General features: G+C 37.0%; 18 protein-coding genes. 10 read left to right on the top strand and 8 right to left on the bottom strand.

Features of this window, described 5'->3' with window-relative positions; all coding sequences use genetic code 11:
* Positions 1-16: 16 nt before the first annotated feature.
* Positions 17-1,207 (top strand): aminotransferase class I/II-fold pyridoxal phosphate-dependent enzyme, encoded by a 1,191-nt coding sequence (locus Q3Y49_RS15525; RefSeq protein WP_303269416.1) that lies wholly within the window; start codon positions 17-19, stop codon positions 1,205-1,207.
* On the opposite strand, the gene Q3Y49_RS15520 is transcribed toward Q3Y49_RS15525, so the two are convergent.
* Positions 1,204-1,899 carry a 16S rRNA (uracil(1498)-N(3))-methyltransferase gene (locus tag Q3Y49_RS15520; RefSeq protein WP_303269415.1) on the bottom strand — a complete coding sequence of 232 codons (696 nt, stop codon included), beginning with the start codon at positions 1,897-1,899 and terminating at the stop codon, positions 1,204-1,206. The genes Q3Y49_RS15525 and Q3Y49_RS15520 overlap by 4 nt on opposite strands.
* 212 nt (positions 1,900-2,111) lie before the next feature.
* On the opposite strand from Q3Y49_RS15520, the gene Q3Y49_RS15515 reads away from it, so the two are divergent.
* The 3 genes from Q3Y49_RS15515 (at position 2,112) to Q3Y49_RS15505 (ending at position 6,024) form a co-directional block, all read left to right on the top strand.
* Positions 2,112-3,398, top strand: a complete 1,287-nt coding sequence (locus Q3Y49_RS15515) for a NupC/NupG family nucleoside CNT transporter (RefSeq protein ID WP_303269414.1) — start codon at positions 2,112-2,114, stop codon at positions 3,396-3,398.
* Positions 3,399-3,550: 152 nt separating this feature from the next.
* Entirely contained in the window at positions 3,551-4,945 is a 1,395-nt protein-coding gene (locus Q3Y49_RS15510) for an alpha/beta hydrolase family protein (protein ID WP_303269413.1), read from the top strand.
* Between the two features lie 77 nt (positions 4,946-5,022).
* On the top strand, positions 5,023-6,024 hold the full coding sequence (locus Q3Y49_RS15505) for an NADP-dependent oxidoreductase (RefSeq protein WP_303269412.1): 1,002 nt from the start codon (positions 5,023-5,025) through the stop codon (positions 6,022-6,024).
* A 40-nt stretch (positions 6,025-6,064) separates the two neighbouring features.
* Here Q3Y49_RS15505 and Q3Y49_RS15500 read toward each other — a convergent pair whose 3' ends face one another.
* Together Q3Y49_RS15500 and pckA are read right to left on the bottom strand one after the other, a co-directional pair.
* Positions 6,065-6,727 (bottom strand): peptidoglycan DD-metalloendopeptidase family protein, encoded by a 663-nt coding sequence (locus Q3Y49_RS15500; RefSeq protein WP_303269411.1) that lies wholly within the window; start codon positions 6,725-6,727, stop codon positions 6,065-6,067.
* 149 nt (positions 6,728-6,876) lie between these two features.
* The gene (gene pckA / locus Q3Y49_RS15495; RefSeq protein ID WP_303269410.1) at positions 6,877-8,499 is read right to left on the bottom strand and encodes a phosphoenolpyruvate carboxykinase (ATP); all 1,623 of its coding nucleotides are present in this window, start codon (positions 8,497-8,499) and stop codon (positions 6,877-6,879) included.
* Between the two features lie 223 nt (positions 8,500-8,722).
* Between pckA and Q3Y49_RS15490 the strand changes: the two genes are divergently transcribed.
* The 4 genes from Q3Y49_RS15490 (at position 8,723) to Q3Y49_RS15475 (ending at position 11,796) form a co-directional block, all read left to right on the top strand.
* Entirely contained in the window at positions 8,723-10,225 is a 1,503-nt protein-coding gene (locus tag Q3Y49_RS15490; RefSeq protein ID WP_303269409.1) for a peptide MFS transporter, read from the top strand.
* A gap of 99 nt (positions 10,226-10,324) precedes the next feature.
* Positions 10,325-10,867 carry a SiaB family protein kinase gene (locus Q3Y49_RS15485; protein WP_303269408.1) on the top strand — a complete coding sequence of 181 codons (543 nt, stop codon included), beginning with the start codon at positions 10,325-10,327 and terminating at the stop codon, positions 10,865-10,867.
* An 11-nt stretch (positions 10,868-10,878) separates the two neighbouring features.
* The gene (locus Q3Y49_RS15480) at positions 10,879-11,256 is read left to right on the top strand and encodes a DUF1987 domain-containing protein (RefSeq protein ID WP_303269406.1); all 378 of its coding nucleotides are present in this window, start codon (positions 10,879-10,881) and stop codon (positions 11,254-11,256) included.
* 6 nt (positions 11,257-11,262) lie between these two features.
* Positions 11,263-11,796 carry a hypothetical protein gene (locus Q3Y49_RS15475; protein ID WP_303269405.1) on the top strand — a complete coding sequence of 178 codons (534 nt, stop codon included), beginning with the start codon at positions 11,263-11,265 and terminating at the stop codon, positions 11,794-11,796.
* Here the strand turns inward: Q3Y49_RS15475 and Q3Y49_RS15470 are convergent.
* Positions 11,793-12,827, bottom strand: a complete 1,035-nt coding sequence (locus Q3Y49_RS15470) for a PorP/SprF family type IX secretion system membrane protein (protein ID WP_303269404.1) — start codon at positions 12,825-12,827, stop codon at positions 11,793-11,795. The genes Q3Y49_RS15475 and Q3Y49_RS15470 overlap by 4 nt on opposite strands.
* 54 nt (positions 12,828-12,881) lie before the next feature.
* Positions 12,882-19,790, bottom strand: coding sequence for a PKD domain-containing protein (locus Q3Y49_RS15465; RefSeq protein ID WP_303269403.1), 6,909 nt, complete (start codon positions 19,788-19,790; stop codon positions 12,882-12,884).
* A gap of 388 nt (positions 19,791-20,178) precedes the next feature.
* Here Q3Y49_RS15465 and Q3Y49_RS15460 point away from each other — a divergent pair, with 388 nt between their 5' ends.
* Together Q3Y49_RS15460 and Q3Y49_RS15455 are read left to right on the top strand one after the other, a co-directional pair.
* Positions 20,179-20,715 (top strand): hypothetical protein, encoded by a 537-nt coding sequence (locus tag Q3Y49_RS15460; protein WP_303269402.1) that lies wholly within the window; start codon positions 20,179-20,181, stop codon positions 20,713-20,715.
* A complete protein-coding gene (locus Q3Y49_RS15455; RefSeq protein ID WP_303269401.1) occupies positions 20,693-20,875 on the top strand; it encodes a hypothetical protein in 183 nt (60 codons plus the stop codon). Before Q3Y49_RS15460 ends, Q3Y49_RS15455 begins: the two co-directional genes overlap by 23 nt.
* 5 nt (positions 20,876-20,880) lie before the next feature.
* On the opposite strand, the gene Q3Y49_RS15450 is transcribed toward Q3Y49_RS15455, so the two are convergent.
* The 3 genes from Q3Y49_RS15450 to hrpB form a co-directional block, all read right to left on the bottom strand.
* Positions 20,881-21,849: a sodium-dependent bicarbonate transport family permease gene (locus Q3Y49_RS15450; protein WP_303269399.1), complete on the bottom strand. Its 969-nt coding sequence runs from the start codon at positions 21,847-21,849 to the stop codon at positions 20,881-20,883.
* 5 nt (positions 21,850-21,854) lie between these two features.
* Entirely contained in the window at positions 21,855-22,046 is a 192-nt protein-coding gene (locus tag Q3Y49_RS15445) for a hypothetical protein (protein WP_303269398.1), read from the bottom strand.
* 235 nt (positions 22,047-22,281) lie between these two features.
* Positions 22,282-24,402, bottom strand: a complete 2,121-nt coding sequence (gene hrpB / locus Q3Y49_RS15440) for an ATP-dependent helicase HrpB (RefSeq protein WP_303269396.1) — start codon at positions 24,400-24,402, stop codon at positions 22,282-22,284.
* Between the last annotated feature and the right edge of the window lie 253 nt (positions 24,403-24,655).

The raw sequence follows: 24,655 nt of genomic DNA, 5'->3' as shown, positions 1-24,655 counted from the left end.
TCATAAAATAGTATTAATGGATCTTTTCGAAAAATGTAACGCTTTTGTTAAACCACAAATCTTAAAGAAACAAGGAGTTTACCCATATTTTAGACCTATTTCCGGTAGTGAAGGTCCAATCGTAACCATGGAAGGTAAATCTGTAATCATGGCTGGGTCTAATAACTATTTAGATTTAACCAATCATCCTGATGTAAAAAATGCAGCTATAGAAGCTGTAGAGCAATATGGTACTAGCTGTTCAGGCTCTCGATTTCTAACTGGAACAATTGATCTACATAATGAATTGGAAAAGGAAATTGCAGATTTTATGGGCAAGGAAAGTGCAATGTTATTTACTACTGGCTTTCAAACTAGTCAAGGAGTTATTGCGCCTTTGGTTGAGAAGGGAGATTATATAATTTCAGACAAAGATAATCATGCTAGTATTGTTGCGGGAAATATGTTAGCAGCAAGCAAAAATGTTACAATTGTAAGATATAAGCATAACAACATCGAAGACTTAGAAAAAAGGCTCTCAAACATATCTAAAAATGTTGGTAAATTAATAGTGACCGATGGTGTATTTAGCACTGATGGAGGAATAGCATATTTAGATAAAATCACAGCAATAGCAAAAGAGTATAATGCAAAAGTACTGGTAGATGATGCTCATTCCTTTGGGGTAATTGGTTCTGGCGGTAGAGGTACAGGACATTATTTTGGAGTTCAAGATAAGGTGGATTTGGTGATGTGCACATTTAGTAAGTCATTGGCCTCTGTGGGTGGATTTGTGGCAGGAGACGAAACTGTAATTAACTATCTAAAGCATAAAAGTCCAGCCCTAATTTATAGCGCTTCTCCAACGCCAGCTTCGGTGGCTGCAGCAATTGCAGCTTTGAAGGTATTACAACAGAATCCTGATCTACCTGCAAAGGTATGCTCAAATGCAGATAAAGTAAGGAAAGGGTTAAGAGATTTAGGCTTTACTATCTTAGATGGGAAAACCGCAATTGTTCCAGTAATTGTTGGCGATGATGAGAAAACGTTTAAAGTATGGAAAATGCTGTATGATGAAGGGGTTTTTGTAAATGCTTTTGTAGCTCCAACTACTCCTCCGGGAATGCAAATGCTAAGAACTAGTTATATGGCATCTCATACAGAAGAACATCTCGAATACATAGTAGATACGTTTAAAAAGGTAGGGATCAAAGCAGGATTAATTTAATCACCGCTAATATTCATTAAGTGAACGCTTACTAATGCGGCTGTTTCGGTTCTCAATCGGCTTTTTCCTAAACTGACTTTCTTGAAGCCTTTGTCAATTGCCATTTTAACTTCTTCCGGAGTAAAGTCCCCCTCGGGCCCAATTAAAACTAAGGTGTCTTGAAATGTGTCTAACTCATTTTTTAGATGTGCTTCATTTTCAAAGTCAACATAGGCAATGAATTTCTTCACAGCCCTGGTATTCTCAAGAATGAAATTGTAAGACTTTAATTCATTCAAGATTGGTTTTTTAGCTTTTAGTGACTGTTTCATTGCGCTAATCACTTTCTTTTCAAGTCGGTCAATTTTTATAATCTTCCTTTCAGAATGAAAGCTTTGAAAAAAGCTTATTTCATCAATGCCTAGTTCTGTTGCTTTTTCCACTAACCACTCCATTCTATCTATATTTTTCGTTGGTGCAATGGCCAAATGCCTATGAAAGGAGTTAGGTTCTTCCTGTGTGGTTTCTAGTACTTCAAATTCACACTGTTTATGATTTGCATTAGTGATTTTTGCTTTGTAGAAAACGCCTTTACCATCAATAAGATTTATTTCATCACCATTTTGCATCCTTAAAACCTTGATGCAATGTTTAGATTCCTCATGGTCCAATGTTTTTATTTCCGGCAGCTGAGATTGATAGAATAAATGCATTCAGCAAATCTAAGAAAAATTGATTTATTTAGATTATTTAATAAACTAGAGATGATAGATTTTTTAATTAGATACATTCCTTTAATTTTGTCGCTGCTTAAATATGGATTTTAAAATTTAGTGGTACTTAAGTATTTTACTTAATTCGTATTAGAGGGAAATTTCAGTACTTTCTTTAGTAGTAGCTTAGGAGGCTCTATTTAAAATATTCTATGGATTATATAAGAGGCCTTATTGGATTATTGGTTTTAGTTGGTTTTGCCTGGCTTTTCTTAGTAAATAAAAAGAAGATTGATTGGAGACTGGTTGGTACTGGATTATTACTACAAATTATTTTTGGTCTTCTTATTACACAAGTTGAGTTCGTTGCACTGATTTTCAAAAAGGTTTCCGAGGCCTTCGTAGTGTTTTTAAGCTTTTCTGGTGATGGTGCTCGTTTTCTCTTTGGTGATTTAGCTGGAGACTCATTCGGATTCATATTTGCCTTTCAAGTACTTCCTACCGTGATTTTCTTCTCCACTGTTACTGCAGGATTGTACTATCTAGGGGTTTTACAAAAACTGGTTTATGGCATTGCTTGGGTAATGTCCCGCACCATGCGCTTATCAGGGGCCGAAAGTTTATCTGCAGCGGGTAACATCTTCTTGGGTCAGACGGAAGCACCTCTACTGGTCAGGCCTTTTGTTCCCAATATGACACGTTCCGAATTGATGTGTTTAATGACAGGAGGTATGGCCACTATTGCAGGTGGGGTACTGGCCGGATATGTAGCATTTTTAGGAGGTGATGATCCAGTTGAGAAAGCAAGATTTGCTTCATATTTGTTGAGTGCCTCGATAATGAATGCTCCAGCAGCCATAGTGATTTCAAAAATATTAATACCTGAAACCAATCCTGATGAAATTGATGATACCTTACACGTAAGCCAAGATAAATTAGGTGTGAATTTAATTGATGCTTTGTCGAACGGGGCAGCTGAGGGTTTAAAATTGGCTTTAAATATTGGGGGAATGTTATTGGCTTTTATTGCTGTTATTGCCGCTATCAATTATTTCTTAGGAAATTTAATAGGAGAATGGACGGGTTTAAATGCTTTTGTAGCTAGTTCAACTAATGGAACCTTTGATAGTTTTAGTTTAGAATATATTTTAGGACAAGCATTCCGACTCTTTGCTTTTGCTATGGGCGTAGAATGGAATGATACTCTGGCTGTTGGTAGTTTGTTGGGACAGAAAACAGCGATTAACGAATTTGTGGCTTATTTGGGATTAGCAGAAATGAAAACAGCGAATGTATTAAGTGAAAAATCGATCATAATAGCAACTTATGCCCTCTGTGGGTTCTCCAATTTTAGTTCCATAGCTATTCAAGTTGGAGGAATTGGGGGTATGGCACCTAACCAACAGGGGAATCTTTCCAAATTGGGAATGAGAGCGCTACTCGCTGCAACTTTAGCTTGTATGATGACTGCTACCATAGCAGGATCTTTGATTGAGTAAACTTCAATTACTGCAACTCCTACAGTAAAAAGTCTTTTACAAGTTGTATTAACACTACTAGGAAGTTTGTAGTGATTTGCAGGCAGTGTCATATAGGAAAAGATAAGATTTTCCTGATTATTTCATAAATTGATTGCTAAAAAAAAGGATTTATGAAAAAGCTATCGTCTATTGCATTGTTTACTATTCTTTCTTCTGCTTTGTGGGCTCAAAATATAGAAGGTAAATGGCAAGGTTTACTCAAGCTTCAAGAAATAGAGTTAACTATTGTATTCAATATTATGGAGCAAGAAGACACTTTAGCAGCCACCATGGATAGCCCCGATCAAGGAGCTTTCGGCTTGGCAGTTCAAAAAATTTCTTTTCAGGATAATCAATTGGAAATGAAAATGAGTATGCCTTCCATTCAATATGAGGGGATTCTCAATTCAAAGGGAGAAATTGAAGGTACTTTTAAACAAGCTGGAGCGGAGTTCCCACTAGTACTAACGCAAAATGAAATTCGAAAATCCATTAAAAAGAAGCCACAGGATCCTATTGAACCATTTCCTTACAGGAGCCAAGAAATAATTTTTGAAAACAGTGTTGCGGATATTAAGTTAGCCGGAACCTTAACAATGCCTTCCGAAGGAGATACTTTTCCTGCAGTGGTTTTAATAAGTGGGAGTGGTCCACAAGACAGAAATGAAGCTTTATTAGGTCATAAACCGTTTTTAGTATTATCTGATCATTTAACGAGGCAAGGAATTGCTGTATTACGATTTGATGATAGGGGTACAGCTGAATCAGAAGGGGATTTTAGTGCCGCTACTTCTGCAGATTTTAAGACCGATGTGGCTGCAGCAGTTGACTATTTAAAGTCTCAAATGCAAATACGGAGCATTGGATTAATTGGTCATAGCGAAGGTGGTATTATCGCCCCAATGTTGGCGGCAGAGTCTGAGGATGTAGATTTTATTGTTTTGATGGCAGGCACAGGAATTAGGGGCGATGAACTGCTTGTAAGACAGAGTGAATTGATTGGTAGAGCAGCTGGAATGAAGGAGGTAGAATTAAAGAAAGCAAGAGATTTTAATAGAGGTGCTTATGCAGCAGTAGTAAACAATAGCAATGATGAAACAGTCAAACAGGATCTTCGAAAATACCTGGAGGAGTCAGTAGCTAAGAATCCTGAGTTAGCAACAGCAAATGGATTGACAGAACAAATTTTTGTAGATCAGATTTTGGCTCAGCTGACAAGCCCTTGGATGATGTATTTCTTAAAGTATGATCCTGCAGAAGCTTTAAAAAAGGTAGATTGTCCCGTATTGGCGGTAATTGGAGAGAAAGATTTGCAAGTGCCAGCAAAAGTGAATTTGGAGGCTATTGAAAAGGCACTAAAAGCTGGAGGGAATTCTCAATATACTGTAAAGAAGCTAGAAAAATTGAATCATCTTTTCCAAGAAGCTGAAACCGGAGCTCCTAGTGAATATGCTAATATAGAACAAACTATTGCTCCCGAAGCTTTAGAATTGATTAGTGATTGGATTTTACAGCAAGTGAAATAGCTTTCTAGAGAAATTCTCAACCTTTTGACTCCTGTCCGTTTTCAATGTCTAGTTGAAGAGAAAAATAGACAGACGAAATGAAAGCATTACAGATTACTGGCTATGGTGAAATAGCAAAAAACGTTGAATTTAGAGAAATAGATAAGCCAAAGGTTAATGATCACCAGGTTTTAATTGAGATACATGCTGCGAGCATTAATCCCATAGATCATAAAATCATTGAAGGAGCAATGAAAAATATTAGTAAACTGTCCTTTCCTGCTCCTATAGGGTTTGATGTTGCTGGTAAAATTATAGATAAAGGGGAGAAAGTAATGGACTTCAATTTTGGAGATGAAGTTTTTGCAAGAGTACCTACGGCTGCTCCAGGGACGTTTGCGGAAATGATTGCCGTAGACCATCAGGCCGTTTGTCAAAAGCCATCAAATTTCTCCTATATAGAGGCAGCTAGTATTCCTTTGGTTGGTTTAACAACAGTACAATCATTTGAAAAAGCAAAGCTGAAAGAGGGAGAAAAGGTACTGATTCATGCTGGTTCAGGTGGAGTAGGTACTTTCGCCATACAATATGCTAAAGCCAGAGGAGCTTATGTGTACACTACCACTAGCACAAAAAATGTTGATTGGGTCAAAGATTTAGGTGCCGATAGAGTGATTGATTATAAAAAGGAAAATTACCTTGAGATCGCTAAAGATGTAGATATTGTATATGATACCTTAGGCGGGGAGTATACAAAAGACGCATTCAAAATTCTCAAGACTGGTGGGAGAGTAGTTAGTATTGCTGGAGATCCAGATGATGAAACTGCCAAAAATTTGGGTTTAAACGGATTGATTCGTTTTGCTCTAAAGCTTAAACGCTATAAAATTGACAAGCTGGCAAAAGAGAAAAAGGCCATTTATAAATTTATCATGATGCATGCGGATGGCGCTCAATTAAACGATATTAAAGAGTTGATCGAAAGTAATTACATTTCAGCTGTAATTGATAAAGAATACTCCTTTTTGAAAGTAGTAACGGCCCTACGAGATGTTCAAAGAGGGCACACAAAAGGAAAGGTCGTAGTGAATATGAAATAGATTAAATTCCCGCTAATGAGCCGGGAATTTTTAATTTCTATCATGAAGAAGTTTTTAAAATAAAGACATTAGGATCGGGACATACTTTTTTGAATTCTTCAAGTTCGGAAGGCGCACAAACACCTGGAAAGTCTCCAGATTTATCTGCCATATCTCTTATCAATTGAAAATGCAAATGTGGTGGCCAATCTCCATTTTCAGGATAAGGACCTAGTTCACTAAATTTTTGTCCTTTTTTGATTTCATCACCTTTCTTTAAGTTTTTCAGGCTCTTCATACTTAGGTGTCCATAAAGCGTATAGAAATGTTTACCGTTTAATTCATGCTGGAGGATAATGGTGGGTCCATAGTCTCCAAAGTTATTATTGTCGGCAAAGCTATGAACTATTGAGTCCAAAGGTGCATATAGGTGATGAAATGCCTCTGCCCAAACGTCTATACCCAAATGCATGCATCTAGACTCTCCTTGTTGGAAATGAGTGCTTCTTTGGTAGATCATACGGTTTTCCAAATAGCCACCGTATCCGTACCTTTTCTCCTTTTTCTCTAAAAATCCAAAAACATATTTATTAAAAGCTGGGGTGGACTGAAGATCAAGCTCAAGTAAATCAGTATTCTGATTGGAGAAATCTAATAAAGTACTGTTGCTGGACTTTAACCATTCGCCCATTACTGGAAATAGTATATTTTGGTCTATTTGCATTTATTGTGGAATTTGCGTTTAGCGACAAACTTAACAAATGATTTACATTCAAAAACTTTAGTCCTATAGAATTTGATTTTTCGTAAAAAAAACTGCCATGAGAAGGTATTCCCACGGCAGTAAATTTAACTTAACTGAAAAAAGCTATCTTATACTTTCGATAAATTAGGTTTTGGGGCTCCCGCCATAATCTCATCATTGGCAAAATCTTCAAACTTCTTGAAATTCCCGTTGAATTCATTTGCTAGTTTGTTGGCCATTTCATAATAGCCTTTATCATTTTTCCACGTTTCTCTAGGGCTTAATACCTCTGAAGGAACGTCAGGACATGTAGCAGGAATAGCACATCCAAAGATGGAGTGGTTTCTATACCCCACCTCATCTAAGCCGCCATTTAAAGCAGCAGTGATCATAGCCCGAGTATACTTCAGTTTCATTCTCGAACCCACACCATATGGACCACCGGACCAACCCGTATTGATCATCCAAACGGTAACTTTCTGCTCATCCATTTTCTTACCTAGCATTTCTGCATATTGAGTAGGATGCAGCGGAAGAAAAGGCGCTCCAAAACAAGCACTGAAAACGGTTTGCGGTTCTGTAACACCCGCCTCAGTACCCGCTACTTTTGCAGTATAGCCAGAAATAAAGTGGTACATAGCCTGGCCCTTAGAAAGCTTAGATATTGGAGGTAAAACTCCGTAGGCATCACAAGTTAAGAAGAATATATTTTTAGGAATTCCTCCGATTGACGGAGAAACGGAGTTATCAATATGATGAATAGGATAAGCCGTTCTGGTATTCTGAGTCACTTCTGTATTCTCATAATCTACAGTTCTCGTTCCTGGAAAAAATCGAGTATTCTCAACAATTGCCCCAAATTTGATGGCTCTGTAGATTTGTGGTTCTTTTTCTTCTGTTAAATCAATAGTCTTGGCATAACATCCACCTTCAAAATTGAAAACTCCATTCTCGGTCCATCCATGCTCATCATCGCCAATTAAGCCTCTGTTCTCATCTGCAGATAAAGTGGTTTTTCCAGTACCTGATAATCCGAAGAAAATGGCAGTGTCACCATCTGCTTTCTCGCTCATATTTGCTGAACAATGCATCGAAAGCACTTTGTGGTCAGTCGGAAGCGTATAATTTAGAACAGAGAAAATTCCCTTTTTCATTTCTCCGGCATAGCCAGTTCCACCAATTAGAATTATATTCTTGCTAAAATTAATGATAGCAAAGTTTTTCTGGCGGGTTCCGTCTATTTCTGGATCAGCTTCAAACTCGGGGGCATTAATAATAGTGAAGGTTGGTTCGAATGATTCCAGTTTATATTTTTCAGGCCTTAGGAACATATTGTAGCAAAAAAGGTTGTGCCAGGCTTGGGTATTTACCACTCGTAAATTTAATCTATACGTCTTATCAGCACCAGCATATGCATCTCTTACATAGACTTTCTTATTCTCAAGGAATTTGAGCATTTTATCATGAAGTGCATCAAATTTATCAGGATCAAATGGAATGTTAATATCTCCCCACCACACAGTATCTTTCGTTCTGTCATCTTTTACGATGAACTTGTCTTTTGGCGAACGACCAGTAAATTTTCCGGTATCACACATCAAAGCACCCGTATCTGTCAATACACCTTCTTTATTGGTTAGGGCGTGCTCAGTTAATTCGGCAGGGCTTAGGTTCCAATAGGCCTCTGCTACATTCTTTAAACCCAGTGCTTCTAAACCGGATTTAGCGGATTTCAATCCAAATTCCTTCATTCTTGTATGTTTTTGCTAGGTATAACATGGTTAGGTTCGCAAAGTTAAAGAATTTACTTTGCTTAAAAAGTAATTTTTAAATCATTTACAAATGTTTAGATAGTGTATAAAATACACTTTCTATCGAAAATAAGGCCGATTTTCATATTCTATTTGTTTTAATGGAAAGCCCGTATTAGATTTAGCATTTCGATTTTTAAGATAAAGTAAACTTATAGATAATATGAATTCCGAAAAAACTTTTTTTGGCCATCCGAGAGGTTTAGCAACTTTGTTCTTTACTGAATTTTGGGAACGCTTTAGTTATTATGGAATGCGTGCCTTATTGGTCCTTTTTATGGTAGCATCTATAGAGACTGGGGGGCTAGGTTTAGATGATAAATCCGCAACCGCAATCTACGGCTTATATACCATGTTTGTTTACTTATTGGCTTTGCCTGGTGGCTGGTTAGCTGACCGTTTTTTCGGCCTGCAAAAGGCAGTCTGGTATGGAGGAATTATAATAGCTTGTGGGCATTTTGCAATGGCTATTCCTACAACTGAGTTCTTTTTTATTGGTTTGATTTTAATTGTGATAGGCACAGGCCTATTAAAACCAAATATTAGTAGTATTGTCGGAGGACTGTACAAAGACGATGAACCGGCCAGAAGAGATGCCGGTTTTTCTGTTTTTTATATGGGTATAAATCTAGGTGCTTTCATTGCTCCTTTGATTACTGGTTATTTAGGCGAAAGTGTGAATTGGCATTATGGCTTTGCAGCAGCAGGTTTTGGTATGCTGTTGGGTGTTATTCAATATAGAGCTTCTTCCAAATACCTTGGTAATATTGGACTTAAACCTGAGGGTTTTGATCCTGCAAATGAAAAACAAATTTCTTTTAGGAAAAAGGTTAAATTGGGAATATTTGCATTTTTAGCAGGGCTTGTTGTTCTAGTTTTACTAACAACTCTAGGTTATATAGATGTAGATGTTGTAAGTGTCGCGAATGTTGCTTCTTATGTAGTTGCAGCTACCTTAATACTATTTTTTGTAGCAATTTTCTTATTCGCTGGATTGAATAAAGATGAAAAGAAGAAGATAGGTGCTATTGCAATATTATTAGTGTTTTCTGCTATTTTTTGGTCAGGATTTGAACAGGCAGGATCTTCATTAAACTTATTTGCTTCTCGCTATACTGATAGAATGATAGGGGATTGGCTAATGCCAGCTAGTGCGTTACAAAGTGCTAATCCAATGTTTATTATTATTCTATCACCGGTTTTTGGATGGCTTTGGATTCAGCTCGCTAAAAGGAATTTAAATCCTAGCATTCCACTTAAATTTGCCTTCGGACTAATTTTCTTAGGTCTTGGATTTGCCGTAATGATTGGTGCTGCACTTCTTGTAGTTTCGTCTGATACAGTTTTACCAACTTGGTTGCTAATAACCTATTTATTGCATACAACTGGTGAACTTTTCTTAAGTCCAGTTGGCTTAAGTGCTGTTACCAAATTAGCTCCTAAAAGGTTAGTGGGTCAAATGATGGGAGCATGGTTTATGTCTGTTGCTTTTGGGAACCTAATTGCCGGACTGGTAGCCGGTGAATTTGATGAGAAAGCAATTGAAGCCAATCCTTCGCTATTACCAGATATTTTTCAATTTATAACAATATTCATTATCGGAGCTGGTGTACTGGCACTGATTGTAACCCCTTTAATTAGGAAACTTACCGGGAACGTGCATTAATTAATTCTCGGCTAATCATATAATTATTATATTTATTCAAAAAATAATTGTAATTTGACAAAAGATAATTTTTAAGTCGTTATTTCCCATTTGGAGAAAATGTTGGATACTTTAAGCAAATTTAATAATCTAAAACAAAGCGAAGAGTTAGTGCTGGCTTACCATGGTATAATTACAGAAAGCCTAACTAATAATCTTTTGACCTTGGCCGAAAATAAACTGGCTATGGTAGAGTATAATTCGCGAGTTAAAAAGAAGGTTTTTAATATTTTAGTGGAAGTACTTCAGAACATTTACCATAATCAATATGAGCTTAAAAATTCAGAAGAACCCTTTCAGAAAATAATGATTATGGTAGTAAAAAATCCCACCGCCTACGAGATTATTTCTGGTAATTACATCAATCAAAGTAATATCATGCAGCTTGAAAAGCGTATTAAGGAAATAAATCAATTGTCAAATGATGAACTCAGAGCTAAGTACAGAATTAAATTAGACGAAGGCGTATTTTCTGAAACAGGAAGGGCCGGCTTAGGGATAATGGATATGGTAAGAAAATCAGGTCAGCCATTGGATTATGGTTTTAAGATCATTAATGAAGATTATGCCTATTTTAGTTTGCAAGTGAATATAAATCATTAAGAAAAAACAATATGGATGCTTATTACTTAGAGGCGACACCGAAGACGTCTAAACTTGATTTTAATCCGGATGCAGAGACGTTTTTAATATCCGGTAGGTCAATTCCAGAGAATTCTATCGAGTTTTATAAGCCATTGCTCGATTGGTTGGATAAATATGTTCAAAATCCGCTCGAATCTACTATTTTTGAAATCAAATTAGAATACTTTAATACAAGTTCTTCAAAGTGTTTAGTGGAAATATTCCGTAAGCTGGAGAAAATCAAGGAAGATGGGAAATCCATTACCATTGATTGGTACTACGAAGAAGAAGATGAAGATATGGAAGAGTCTGGTGAGGACTTTAAACAGATTATTAAAGTACCATTTAAAATGGTAGAGATTAAATAATAATTTATGGCTAAAAATGTTACCCAATCAGATGTCTTTCAAGCAGAAATTGACTTTTTAAACGAAGTCAGAGCTTTGGCAGAGGACGATAATATTCCTACTGAGAAGGTAAAAGAAAACTATAAGTTATTATGTGATAAATATGATAGATTGATCGGAGAGGCTAAATTACTGACCTCAGTGAGTGATCGTTTGCACGCCAAGCTTAATGAAGCGAACGAAAAGCTAAAAAAGCAGTCTGATGAAATCAATAAAATAAATGATGACTTAAAAGTCAATAATCAACTACTGCAAGATACAATTGATCAGTTGGTTAAAGCCAAAGTAGGTAGAAAGGCATCCTCTATCGTACTTTTAATAGCCATATTATTGTTTGTACTTTCGGAAGGTTTTCTAGAGCCATTCGTAGAAGAAAGAGTGGGTAATGAGCAAATTGGGTTTATTTTCAAATTAGGTATTGCTGTATTGCTAAAACCAATTGATGTTTTGGTGGAAAGATATATGATGAGACGGGCATTGAAACAAAGAAACAATGCTTAAAAGGTAGGACACGGGATAAATTCCTTCTTTCTTTTCTTCTTCAATCTAGCTTCAAAGTCAAAAATTATCGAAATTTCATGTGCACCACCTGATGCCCCGCCAAATTCGGAAATTGTAAAATCATAGCTGTAGCCTGCCTGAAAATCTGGGAATATTAAACCAAACTTAAAAACAAGTGCATCTCTATCATACAAGCCTTCATTTGGGTCAGTTCTTTTAAAAGGAACCCCTCTGTACCAAAGACCAGCTGATATTGGATCGTAATGCCAGTTAAAACCAACATCCAGTTGATCGTTAATTCCTTGCCTTTTATAAACAAAAGAGGGAGCTATGCTTGAAATATGATCTAATTTTTTAGGTCCTCGATACAATGGAATTCTAACCCCACCATGGATACTTATTTTCATATTCAGTGGATTTGAATCACCTATTAAGGACATTTCGGGTTGTGTTAAATGGTGTAATGCAAAACCTCCCCACAACATTTGGCTGTATAGTAGCATTCCACCAGAGAAGTCAAAGAATTGAATGTTTTGGATATTGGCCAATTCATTATCAAAAGATACTCCTCTATTATCTAATAGCTGATCTCCCAACGTAAGGCCATTTTGATTCAAGCCCGTAAAATTATAGGCGAACTGCAAACCAGTACTTAAAACTAATTTCTTTCCAATGGCTACACGGTAAGAATATAAAAAGCTAGCATTGGTATTGCCTAAATTTCCAGATCCGGCAACATCGCGGGTGAACATGAGTCCAAATCCACTACTAAGGTAATCTAGGTTGTAATCATAAGCTAATGCATTAGTCACATAAGCACGTGGCAGACTTGGCCACTGTATTCTGGAATTGAGCGTGAAGCGGTGCATTTTACCTAAGCCTGTAAATGCCGGGTTAAGGTACAACGGTGACTCATGGTACTGTGAAAATTGAAAGTCCTGAGATTTGCTTTCGAATCCTAGCAGCGACAATACGGATATTGCACAGACAATAAGTGGTTTATTTAAACTTTTTATTTGATTTATATTCATTCATACCCTAATTCAAACCTGCAATATATAAACTAAATGTACTACTCAAAATTATTACCTAATGAGCGTGATATCCCCAACTTTCGTTTCCCTTCGTCCATTTTCATAGACCAGCTCTAATCGGTAAACATACACTCCTTGTGGCATTAAAACGCCATTATAATAACCATCCCATCCTTCATCTTTACTAGTAGATTCAAATAACAATTCTCCCCATCTGTTATAGATTTTCATATTAAACTGCGATACCCCCTCAACCCTAGGAAGAAAGAAGTCATTTTGTAATGGATTTGTACTGGCTGAGCCTAGCCCCGCTCTACTTGGTGTAAATGCATTGGGAACATCTGATTCACCGCCCAATATTACTTGTACTTGAGACTTTAAACTGATAGAATCAGTGCAACCAGTTTCAGAATTAATAGCGATCAAAGTTATATCATAAAGGCCACTATCTGGGTAAGCGTGAATTGGTTCAAACTCAAATGATTCATTACCATCTCCAAATTTCCAAATATATTCATCCGCCCCTTGGCTTAAGTTCACAAATCGTACTTCCTCCCCAGTAAACACGGAACGATATTCATCTGGAATTGTAAATGACGCTTGAGGTGTCGCAAAAACTTCTATGAATTCCTCTTTAATCATTTGCGTCCGTTGGCCTGTGATGTTTGAAGCAGATAAGGTTACGGTATAAATTCCCGGATTACGATAGACATGTGTTGGATTCTCTACGGCAGAAACCCGTTGTCCATCTCCAAATTCCCACTGATAGGTGGAAGGATCTGCAAATTGGGTTAAGTTCTCAAATTCTACAACTAATGGTAAGCAACCTTCCCTTGGGTTTGCATCAAAATCTACTATGGGTGGAATTGCACCAATAGTCACTATACTTTGATAAGTATCTGTACATTGTCCATTCGTTGCTGTCATTTTTATTACAAATTCCCCATATATTCCATAATCGTGTGGTGCAGGGTCAACTTCATTGGAAATAGTACCGTCTCCAAAATCCCATTCATATTCCCACTCATTTTTATTAGTGGTATTGTTGGTGATATTAACCGTGCTCTCTGGTAGTATCATATTCTCAGGTGTGGCTTCAAAACTTGCTTCCAGCTCTGGAAAGACTTCTTTTAACACGCTACCGCTCACAGTACCACTGCAGTTATCAGGCGAGTTACTGTCCACTACAGAAACCAGTGTATATGTGGTCGTAACAGTAGGAGAAACAGGTTCAAAATGTCTGTTAAATGAAGTAGTAAATGTGAAGTTTTGGCTACCATTGGAATAGGTAATAGTCCAAGGACCAGCTCCTGTTTGGTCAAAAATTAATTCTGTTTCCTCACCATAACAAGTCACATCGTCACCAGAAATTTCTGAGGTAGGTAAGTTATTTACATTTATACTTACAGGACCACCTAAACTAGTGCCAAAACATCCTCTATTGTCCGTTAATTCTATTACTCTATAAACTGTTGATGCTTCGGGAGTTTGGCTAATAGATTCGCCATCTTGGAGGTTGTTGTATTCTACGGTATCTTGATTAGCCGTTATGACTACATCAAATGGTCCATCGCCGGTGAAATTAAAGGTTAAAGGGCTGTTATCTCCAAAGCATATAGTACTATTACCCGAAATTTCTACTTGAGGTCTGTCAAAAGCGGTGATAGTGGCAGATCCACTCACATCACCAGAGCAATTAGGAGTGTTGGAGTCGATCACATCAACTAAAGTGTAATTTTTCGTACCAGGTGCTGCACTAATGGTAACAGTTTCCGTGTGAGTATCCGTATTGCTGTCGAAACCTGCTTCTGGTGTGACATTGGCTAAAGTAAAAATATTGTTACCATCCGTATATCGGACATTCCAAGGAGGTGTTCCTGTTAAATTAATTTCTAAATCCGTAGGTGTATTCACACAAACATTATTCTGACTTCCCGAGATTGATGCGGTTGGTTTCGAATTCACTTCAATAGTAGCGCTGCCCGAAACATCTCCAGAACAAACAGGAGTGTTTCCATCTGTAATGCTCACCAAGCTATAAGTAGTAGAATCAGTTGGGCTGACGGGTTCTAAAGTAACCGGATTATTACTGTTGAAGGTGAAGTTTGAGTTGCCATCAGTGTACACCACTTCCCATGGCCCAATTCCTGTTAAATTAAAGAATAGATTCGCATTATTGCCCTCGCAAATGGTTGTGGAACCTGATAAGGTCGCAGTTGGCTTTACATTCACTGATACAAAAGCTGAACCAGATATACTGGAAGGGTTGCAATTAGGATATTGCCTATCTTCAACGCTTAATAGAAAATAATTTGTTGAATTGGTCGGGCTCACGTACTCAATATGGCCGTTGGCAACGTTAAATAAAGTGTCATTGCTCACTCCATTGTTATAAACCACATCAAAATTTTGAGTGCCTGGACCACTTAAATTAAAAATCAAGCTTGTAGAATCTCCCGGACAGATTACATTTGAGCCATTTAAACTTAAGCTGCCACTAGGACCTGTCAAAATGCTTACAGGATGGAGTGAGGGGTTTCCAAAACAACCGTTACTGTCTATTTCAATAACTTGTACATTACCTGAGAAAGTACTGAAATTAACATTTATGGAGTCACCAGTAGGAGTAGAGTTAATAATAAATGCACCTGGTGGCAGGGACCATTGATAATTTGCATCATCAGATGGATTAACTTTAAAGGCAATTTGTTGCGCAAAAGCACAAATTTCATCTGGTCCAGTGATTGTTGGACTATTAAATTCAGGAAAGACAGTTAAAGAATCAATTGCGGCAGTATCATAACAAATAGTCCCATTAGAAATATCGGAGAAAACATTATAGCGAATTTCAAAAATTTGTACACTGTCACTAGTATTTGAAAAGACTTCTGAAACCGCACCGTTATTGGATGGACTATTGGTAAAAGGTACCCAAGTGCTGGTCCCCGCCACTCTTTTTTCATATTGGTGATTGCCACTGATGCCTGCTTGAATGGAGGAGCTAGTGAAATTGACCGGAAGGGGAGAGCAACCCTGTTCTTTGTCCTTGAAAAAACCCGCCTGCACCCTAGGATTTAAATTAACTGGCTTACTGACACTAGCAATACAACCGTATTCAGTTTCAATTGATAAGGTGACCGTATAGGTATCTGATCCAAAGAAGCTTGCTCGATTACTAAATGTATGATTGACAATAGTGTCCTCTTCAGTTACAAGTGTTTGTCCATCGCCCCAACTCCATAACAGTTCATAATCAGCAACATTAATATTATTGGTAACTACTTCAAAATCAAAGTTATAATCTTCCTCGCATGCTGGATTTGTAGAAATAACATCAAAATCTATATCTGGTTCTTGAAAGACTCTGATCGTTTGACTTGATTCAGCAGTACATCCAGCCACTGTTTCAGCAATTAAAATCACCTCATAGTCGATATAGGGAGATCCAGCAGGAACGGTCAAATTAGACAAAGTTAAACTGTTGAGTCCCGCAGGGTTACTTGGCCCTTTAATAACTGTTCCAGAGTAACCAGCTACCAAAGTGCCATTTGGTCGTCTTACTTCATAAGATAAATCAAAATCACTGCCAGATGGGACACTACTTGTTTCGTTTATAATGCTAAAGGAAAAGGGTGCACAACCTTCATCTATATTGGTATCGAAATCAACAGTTGGGCTTTCATTTATGCTAAGTGAAATAGGAGGGTCAGAAGCTACATCACAAGTACTTGGTAAAAGGGCATTTAATCTAATCTCGTAATTTGCTGATTCTGAAAAAGTATATTCGAAAATATCTGCAGGATCAGATTCCCGAAATTCCTCATTTCCAGCTAAAGTACTCCCATTAATGATCGTTGAATCATTGATGTCTAGATTTTTAATAATCAATTGCCATTCGGTGCCGGCAGGAACGGGATCAGTGGTATTATTTACAAAACCATAGGGTGCAGGCGTGCAGAGTTCATTTCCAACGGTATCAAGAATTACATTAATATCATCTTTTGGGAGAATTGTATCATTAAAGGGATCAGACAAATCGCCAACGCAATTAAATGGGTTTGTAGTCTGCAATCTAACCTCAACATTTACGTTGGGATCTCCCACATCAGGTCTATTGTAACTTACCCAGAAATCAACTCCATCATTTTGTGTAGAAAGAGTATCAGTTGTTGGTTGCACCTGCCAATCGTACGTTAATAATCCAGGCTGTACAGCTTCAAAATAATAAGTTACGGAATCGCAGGTTACAACGGTGTTGGTGGGTGTGAAATCTGAACTAGGTCTTGGAAGTACTCGTATTGTTCTTTGGGAATTATTAACACACACACCATCCACGAATGGTTGAAGAACTACAGTATAATTGATGGCAGCAATACTTGGGAAATCATTATTAAATTCAAATGAGAATTGATCGTAGTTTGCTTCACCAAATTCCAGCGTGTCACCTCCTAATAGAGTAGAACCATCAAAAACTTCCCATACCAAAGAGTCTCCGGGATCTAATAAATTATCAGTTGGATTATCAATTTGAAAGTAAAATTCATAGGGAGAACAATACTCAATAATTGGATCGTATGCGTTTGTAAATGTAGGTTCGTCAAATACCTCAAATCCAGATGCACTACCAGGAAGAACAGTAACCGTTATAGGGGCACTTATGATACTACACCCATTATCACCATTGGCCACCAATTCGATTGTGTAAATTTCATTTGATCCTGTATTATTAAAGAAAATATTTGGTGAAACGGATTCATTTACATCACCTGGGGCTCCTATTTCACGAAATATTGTAGTGCCTAAACTATCTATTTGCAACTCATAATCGACAGGGGCAACGGAAGGGTCATTTAGAGATTCATCTGTCGTATTAATGAACGTTAAAAGAGTTCCAGGGCAAATGGGATCGCCTGAATAAGGATCACCCGCTAAATTTGCTTCATAATCATTGGTATAAGAAGCCTCAAGATCAGAAAGTGGATTGTGTTTTACTTCAACTACGTATTCTACAGTATCAGTACAACCATTGGTGGTTTCTACTACTAAAGCCACGTCATAAAATCCTGGTTGCGATTCAGTAGGTTCAGCTCCATCTGTACCATCTAAAAATCTTTGAAAAGGATTATTATTATTAACGTCTCTTTCATTATTAAAACCTGCTACCACATCGTAACTAAAATCCCACACCCATCTGACAACTTCATCTCCATTCACTTGAGGATTTATACCGTTATTAGCGTCTGAAATATTGAAAAATTGAGTTCTATTACTTGGGTCATCATCACCGGCACATACATCATCAGTTTCGAAATCTGCTTCAGGGGTGTCGTAAATGAAGATATTTACAGTGTCAGAAGCTTCACAACTTGTTGTTCCATCCCTAATTTCTAAAACGACTTTAAAATGGCCAGGTGTAGGAAATGTAAATGGCATTAATCCAACTGGATTATCTGCTGCAGCTGTTTGAGCACCATAGGCACCCCCTCCAAATATTATCATGTCATTATTATCAAAAACTGTCCATCTAGATTCGGTTGAAGCATTTCTATCTGGAGTTTCATCTGTAAATGTAAAATCAATAGGGAGTTCAACTTCACATAAATTAATTGCATTAATGGATATATCAGTACCGCCACCACTTAAGTCGTCCGTACCAATTGTTGGAGTAGGAGTTTCAATTATTTCAATCAGTTTATCCTCAAAAACAGTACAATTGCCTGTTAAATCTGTATCTGAATTTTGGATATACATTCTAATCAATTTATCACCGGAGGATGAAAAAGCATTTTGTAAATCACCTACTTCATCACTTAACCATGTGAATTGATCGTTAGTTCTATCAAAAATGAGGGGGTCAGTAGCATTTGGCCCATCAAATATCTCCCAGCTATATACAAAATCTGGTGTTTGGTTAGTTGAAGAACCTCTTAATCTAATATCTTCACCGGGGCAAAAAGTTATTTTTTGATTAAGTCCAGGTCCATCAGTTGATATTGTAAAGTCCAGTCCTTGTGGAGGTTCAACAATTTCGATTATCGCATATCTTTCTATTACAGGTATTGGACCACCCAGCGGATTACATGGGCCCCAGTTTTCAAGTTTTATTTCAAATACTTGTCCTACAGTTGCAGTGGCAGGTACTGTCAGGTCAAGTGTAGTGGAAACAGCATCGCCTGGACCTACTATAGCAGGATACTCTTCGATCGTATTAACATCACTTCCAGGGACATCTGCCTGAGGGGGAATATAGTCTTGGTCTCCTATATTAGAACCATCTAGAGTTACTCCATTGCTAAGAAGTACATCATTAATTCGACCAAATGGTGCTGCACCATCGGTTGTATTGTATGTCCACCTAACATTTCTTAAATCTTCATTTGGATTGTCAGTATCGGCTGGGTTAACACAGTTAAAAGTAGTGTTATCATCAAAATTTACTGTTACTTGATCTCCTGCACATACCTGTATTAATATAGGATCAATATTTACATTCCCAGGAATATCTTCGTCTGTATCCCAGTAATTAACCTTATTGATAATAGTTGATGCAGCACAAACGTTGCCATCAATCACTAATCTCGCTGTTATGTCGTAAAAACAAACATTTTCGTTTGTGGGATAAATTTTTCGCGCAACTGTAGTACCTGCATAAGTTTGGGATCCGACAGTAAATGTAGCACCATTACCATCACTTAATTCCCAAGTTGTTCCAAAATTATTTGTATTGTATGTATTATCAGTGCCATCGCCCCAGTCAACAATAACATCCACATCAGCTCCTACTGGTATAGAAGCATCAAAAGAAATATACCAGTCAACAGTTACTGGTGCACAAAATGTCCCTAGTCCGGCAGCGCCTTCTACTCGTATTTGTTGTCCATTCCCTGCTCCAAATGACGCATCTGCGCAAGTAAATTGGGCTTTAAGCACATTGGAAGTACTTACAAAAATTACACCCATTAAAACAGTGTAGAAACATTTTATATAATTACCCGAATTAATCATTATACAAACATACTATTTATAGTTGGTGCGCAAAAAACATAATTTCATCGAACAATACATATATTACATCGAAAGAGAAATTTACAAAATTATATACTATACTGGAAAAATTATAAATAATACCCTTTTAAAGGGGGTTGTAAAATTTTTTTACAATCGTATTGGTCTTTAACCTTACAACAAACTTACACTTTATAGATTGAAGATAAGTGAATTATATTTTAAAATATAATTTTATGTATAAAAAAATTGATTATTTTATGTTTTTGATCTCCTTGGAATTTTTTGTGAATCTTGGCACTGTTTTTAATTCTTCCAGTTCATAAAATATTATATTTGCCAAATGAAGAGATTTTTGTTTTTGTTTCCTTTGAGTTTTATGCTGCTCTCTTGTTTACCTGATGAACCCACTTTCGATGCATTCAGAAGGGTAGAGGTGCAAAGATTACTCTCCAATCAGGAAACTAAGAGATGGATGTTGGATGAGAGAATGTTATTCTCTGAAGAAGTAGCGTTTGATTCTTGTGAAGTTCCTCGACAGGTCATATTTAATTTTACCTCGGCTACCAGCGATAAGGATTCCCTTTTTTATATTAATCCTGCTGATACTTGTGGAATTTCTACTGATACATTAAGAGGATTTTGGTTTGTACCATCTGCTCAAACTGCACAAACTGCAATTGATACGGTGGTTTTTGTATGGAGAGGAACGGATACTGCTTATTTCCAAATTGAAGATATAGATCCAAATCGTTTTTCCATCAACACTTTCTTTGAAGCGGATAGCCTGTTCGAAAGATTTACTCATTTTCCTTTTCCTCCTGTGGTAGAGGATGAAGATGAGGATGAAGAAGAAGATGAAGAGGAAAGCAATCAATAATCATTATTTCAATTATACTGCATTTGAAAAGGAAAAGTCGCACCTTCTTTGCATCCATCGACTATTGATTGGCTATATCCCTGGAAGCCCGTACGATAGAACTACTTGGAGTTTAGGATTTGCTATTTTATTTTATATGATGTTATTAATGCCTCGTTGATAATTCTAAAGTAGATTCATTTCAATTATTTTCATATACACTGGAAAGCCCAGGGTTATATTAAATGGAAATGTTATCGCTAAAGCCATAGGTAAATATAAACTGGGGTTCGCCTTTGGTGCAGCAATTTTCATAGCGGCAGGAACTGCAATATAAGATGCACTTGCTGACAAAATACTTAATAAAAACCGGTCACCCACTTCTGAAGTGATCAATCCACTAAGAATACTTACTACTACTCCATTAAATAATGGCATTAGAATTGAAAATGCGAAAATGAATTTTCCATGTTGAAAAAGATTCCCTAATTTTTTACCACTAGATATACCCATATCTAACAGAAATATTGCTAAAAAACCTTTGAAGATATCTGTGGTGAATGGTTCTATCCCTTTTGCTTGACTATCACTTGCAATCCAGCCTATAACGAGACTTCCAAGGATTAGCAGTACACTTCCATTGGTAAAGGCATGAGATACTACCGATCGATCAAGCAATTTTTCAGATTTTTCTTCCTTATACATATTCAGCAATAGTACACCCACCATGATCGCTGGGGCTTCTAACATGGCCATTATAGCAACCATATGTCCACCAAAGCTGATCTTTTGCAGCTCGAGAAAGCTTACTGCTGTTATAAAAGTAACTGCACTAATGGAACCGTAGGAAGCTGCTATAGCACCTGCATTTTGTGAGCCTAGTTTTCCTTTCAGTATGAAAAATGAATAGATTGGAATTAATACAGAGGTAGCCAGAGCGAAGAGCACCGTCCAAAATACCGACCAACCCAATTCAGCATGTGCTAATTCATGTCCACCTTTAAAACCAATGGAAAATAATAAATACAGAGATATAAATTTTGATGAGCTCTCTGGTATTTGTAAATCACTTTTTAGCATCACTGCAATAATCCCAAAAAGAAAAAAAAGAAGGGCAGGATTGCTTAAATTTTCAACTAACAGTCCAAAATTCATTGGTTTTATTTATTTATTGGATTGATATTGATAGTACTCTCAATTCGTAAGTCGAGCTGCTCATGCATGGCTTCCTCTATTATTAACTTAATTTCCTTTTCAAGTAGCTTCAATTCCTTAAGTCGTTGCTCTGATTTCTCAAGATTTCCGGAGCCAGTTTCTTTAAGATGCGCAATCTCCATATTGTGAAAGTCCATTTTGTTTTTGAGTAGGCCTAATAATATTTTTGTTGCTTCGCCAGTATTAAAGATTCCTGATATAAGTTTTAAATTTTCCGCCTTGATCATATGGTGCAAAACTATAAAACTATTCGCTTGTATTATTATTTGTTTTTCTAATGGATAGGATAAAATATTTATATGAATTCCGTAGTGAAGTATTTCAGATATATTTCATTCTGCTCGTGATGCTTAAATTTAGAGGCCTTGAAGACTAGGATGTAATTAGATTTCGGAGAATTGATGTTAAAGAAAGCTGTTGAATCTTTTTTAATACCTGTTGATCATTTTCAATTCCCACTGGTAACCACCTTTCAGCAGTTATACCTAGAAATTTCAGATCTAAATCAAGCAATTCATCACTTTTAATTTTCAGTTCTTGTAGGTAATTAGCAAATTCATCATCAGGTCTAAGAAGTTCCTCGTAATGCAGCTGCAATGCTCTAATTATAGCGTTTCTTTTTTCAAAAGGGCTTGATTCTTGGTCCAGCTCCTCACTTTTTAAAATGATATTTCCGATACTTAAATCTTCACTGACTACAAACTCATCATCATCAAAATTCCATTTCACTGAGCGTTTATTTTTAACCAAGGGTTTTAAGTCTCTGGGATTAAGGGGAGCCGCTAAAAATATTTTTCCCATTCCACTTCTGGCATCCATATTAGCTACAGTCAACCAGCTTTCATCAGCTAATTCATCTTTATGCCCTATAGCCGCTATACTGCCATTTGACAATTGAAACTGAGCATTATTGCCTCTTTTTGCGGAAGCAATTCTGTCAGGGTAGGCCATGGCTAGTAAGTATCCGATTGCATAAGGATCAATTTCGCTATTGTCCTCATCAATATTGAAAAGTGATCGGTAGGAGGAAGCGATTTTTTCTATCTTTTTAAAATTTCTTCCCAATCTTTTTTCATTTCTTAGTGTTCTAAGGGTTTCAATTCTTTCGCTTATATCAGCACCTGCCTTTTTATACAGCGGGTCTTTTTCTTCTAGTAAAGCTGCAATATCAACAGCAAGAGATAAATTTTCGGTAGATTTCACTAGCATATGTGCCAATCTTGGATGGCATGGGAGTTGGTGCATTTGTTTACCAACTTCAGTTATATGCTTCTCAGCGTCTATAGCCTCCAATTGATTCAATAAGTTTTCAGCATATATCAGCTTATCCAAAGGGGGAGGAGTCAGCCAAAAAAGTTTTTTACTTTCATGAATGTTTCGAGCAGCCAAATCCAATTTTAAGTTGGCTAAATCAGCATAAAGGATTTCAGCCAATCTGTGGCTGGGTTTTAAATTTTGTTCTGTTTGAGTCCACATTCTATAGCATTTTCCAGCAGCTACTCTTCCTGCCCTCCCAGCTCGTTGTGTTGCTTCATCTTGCGAGATATTTTGAGTTATTAAGCTATTTAAGGCCGAATTGGGATCAAAAATTGAATTTCTTTTTAGTCCTGTGTCAATTACAATTTTTATACCTTCAATTGTCAAACTTGTTTCTGCGATGGAGGTGGCTAAAACGACTTTACGTTTTCCTTTTGGGTGGGGCTGAATGGCGGACCACTGCTTTGGCCATGGAAGCTGGCCGTAAAGTGGACAGATTTCTGCTTTTATTTTAGCTTTTCTTAGCAAATCTTGTATTCCTAAAATCTCGCCCTGACCCGGAAGGAAAACCAAAATATCTCCTTCATCTTCTATTAAGGATCTTTTAATTTGTTCTGCGGTTAATTCTGCGATCAATCTTTGATCTAAATTTCCAGCATAGACGATATCGACAGGATATTGCCTACCTTCGCTAACCACCACTTTTGCCTTAAGTTCTTTGGCCAATAATTTTTGATTCAAGGTAGCAGACATGATTAATAGCTTTATATCAGGCCTTGAATTTTGTTGAGTGAAGCGGGCTAAAGCTAAAGCAACATCTGCATGTATACTTCTTTCATGAAATTCATCAAAAATGATTATGGCTACATCTGTGAGATGAGGGTCACTGTCCATCATTTTGTTGAGGATACCTTCAGTTACAACCTCTATTTTGGTAGATTTGGTCACTCTGGTCTCAAAGCGGATTCTGTAACCAACGGTGGTGCCTATTTCTTCTCCTAAAAGCTGGGACATCCTTTGTGCTATGGATTTTGCTGCTAATCTTCTTGGCTCCAGCATGATAATTTTTTGATCCACTTTCAGCATATCCAGTAACGCTAATGGGATGATGGTGCTTTTTCCAGCACCAGCTTCTGCATTTAATATGAGGTTTTGCTCCTCTTTCATTCTTTGCAGTAGTGTTGGAAGAATTTTGATTATCGGTAAATCTATTTTAGAAAAGTCAAATTTTGGCATGTAGCAAAGATAATTGACTAGATCTATATTATCATGATTATGCTATAAGCAATTCACTCAGGAGTATATTTCTATTAAGTTTATCCCAATACTGATAAATTTGGCTAGAGCTAAATCTTCGAGAATGCGAGTGATCTTGTCATAATAGTTTACGAAAATATGAATCCTAGTTTTAAAGACTTGTTTGATGAGGTAGCTGCCATGAAATAATTGAAACAAGTTTCAATTGGTCCAGATCCCTTTTTTCAAAGGG

The organism is Marivirga harenae (assembly GCF_030534335.1).
Classification (GTDB): Bacteria; Bacteroidota; Bacteroidia; order Cytophagales; family Cyclobacteriaceae; genus Marivirga; species Marivirga harenae.
This window is presented reverse-complemented; position numbering and strand designations above follow the sequence as displayed.

What these genes read in the sequence shown, in the direction of transcription:
- Q3Y49_RS15525 (WP_303269416.1), top strand. Translation starts at nt 17, where the DNA reads ATGGATCTTTTCGAAAAATGTAACGCTTTTGTTAAACCACAAATCTTA.
- Q3Y49_RS15505 (WP_303269412.1), top strand. Translation starts at nt 5,023, where the DNA reads ATGAAAGCATTACAGATTACTGGCTATGGTGAAATAGCAAAAAACGTT.
- Q3Y49_RS15490 (WP_303269409.1), top strand. Translation starts at nt 8,723, where the DNA reads ATGAATTCCGAAAAAACTTTTTTTGGCCATCCGAGAGGTTTAGCAACT.
- Q3Y49_RS15485 (WP_303269408.1), top strand. Translation starts at nt 10,325, where the DNA reads ATGTTGGATACTTTAAGCAAATTTAATAATCTAAAACAAAGCGAAGAG.
- Q3Y49_RS15460 (WP_303269402.1), top strand. Translation starts at nt 20,179, where the DNA reads ATGAAGAGATTTTTGTTTTTGTTTCCTTTGAGTTTTATGCTGCTCTCT.
- pckA (WP_303269410.1), bottom strand. Translation starts at nt 8,499, where the DNA reads ATGAAGGAATTTGGATTGAAATCCGCTAAATCCGGTTTAGAAGCACTG.
- Q3Y49_RS15510 (WP_303269413.1), top strand. Translation starts at nt 3,551, where the DNA reads ATGAAAAAGCTATCGTCTATTGCATTGTTTACTATTCTTTCTTCTGCT.
- Q3Y49_RS15475 (WP_303269405.1), top strand. Translation starts at nt 11,263, where the DNA reads ATGGCTAAAAATGTTACCCAATCAGATGTCTTTCAAGCAGAAATTGAC.
- Q3Y49_RS15480 (WP_303269406.1), top strand. Translation starts at nt 10,879, where the DNA reads ATGGATGCTTATTACTTAGAGGCGACACCGAAGACGTCTAAACTTGAT.
- Q3Y49_RS15515 (WP_303269414.1), top strand. Translation starts at nt 2,112, where the DNA reads ATGGATTATATAAGAGGCCTTATTGGATTATTGGTTTTAGTTGGTTTT.
- Q3Y49_RS15450 (WP_303269399.1), bottom strand. Translation starts at nt 21,849, where the DNA reads ATGAATTTTGGACTGTTAGTTGAAAATTTAAGCAATCCTGCCCTTCTT.
- Q3Y49_RS15445 (WP_303269398.1), bottom strand. Translation starts at nt 22,046, where the DNA reads ATGGACTTTCACAATATGGAGATTGCGCATCTTAAAGAAACTGGCTCC.
- Q3Y49_RS15520 (WP_303269415.1), bottom strand. Translation starts at nt 1,899, where the DNA reads ATGCATTTATTCTATCAATCTCAGCTGCCGGAAATAAAAACATTGGAC.
- Q3Y49_RS15500 (WP_303269411.1), bottom strand. Translation starts at nt 6,727, where the DNA reads ATGCAAATAGACCAAAATATACTATTTCCAGTAATGGGCGAATGGTTA.
- Q3Y49_RS15455 (WP_303269401.1), top strand. Translation starts at nt 20,693, where the DNA reads ATGAAGAGGAAAGCAATCAATAATCATTATTTCAATTATACTGCATTT.
- Q3Y49_RS15465 (WP_303269403.1), bottom strand. Translation starts at nt 19,790, where the DNA reads ATGGGTGTAATTTTTGTAAGTACTTCCAATGTGCTTAAAGCCCAATTT.
- hrpB (WP_303269396.1), bottom strand. Translation starts at nt 24,402, where the DNA reads ATGCCAAAATTTGACTTTTCTAAAATAGATTTACCGATAATCAAAATT.
- Q3Y49_RS15470 (WP_303269404.1), bottom strand. Translation starts at nt 12,827, where the DNA reads ATGAATATAAATCAAATAAAAAGTTTAAATAAACCACTTATTGTCTGT.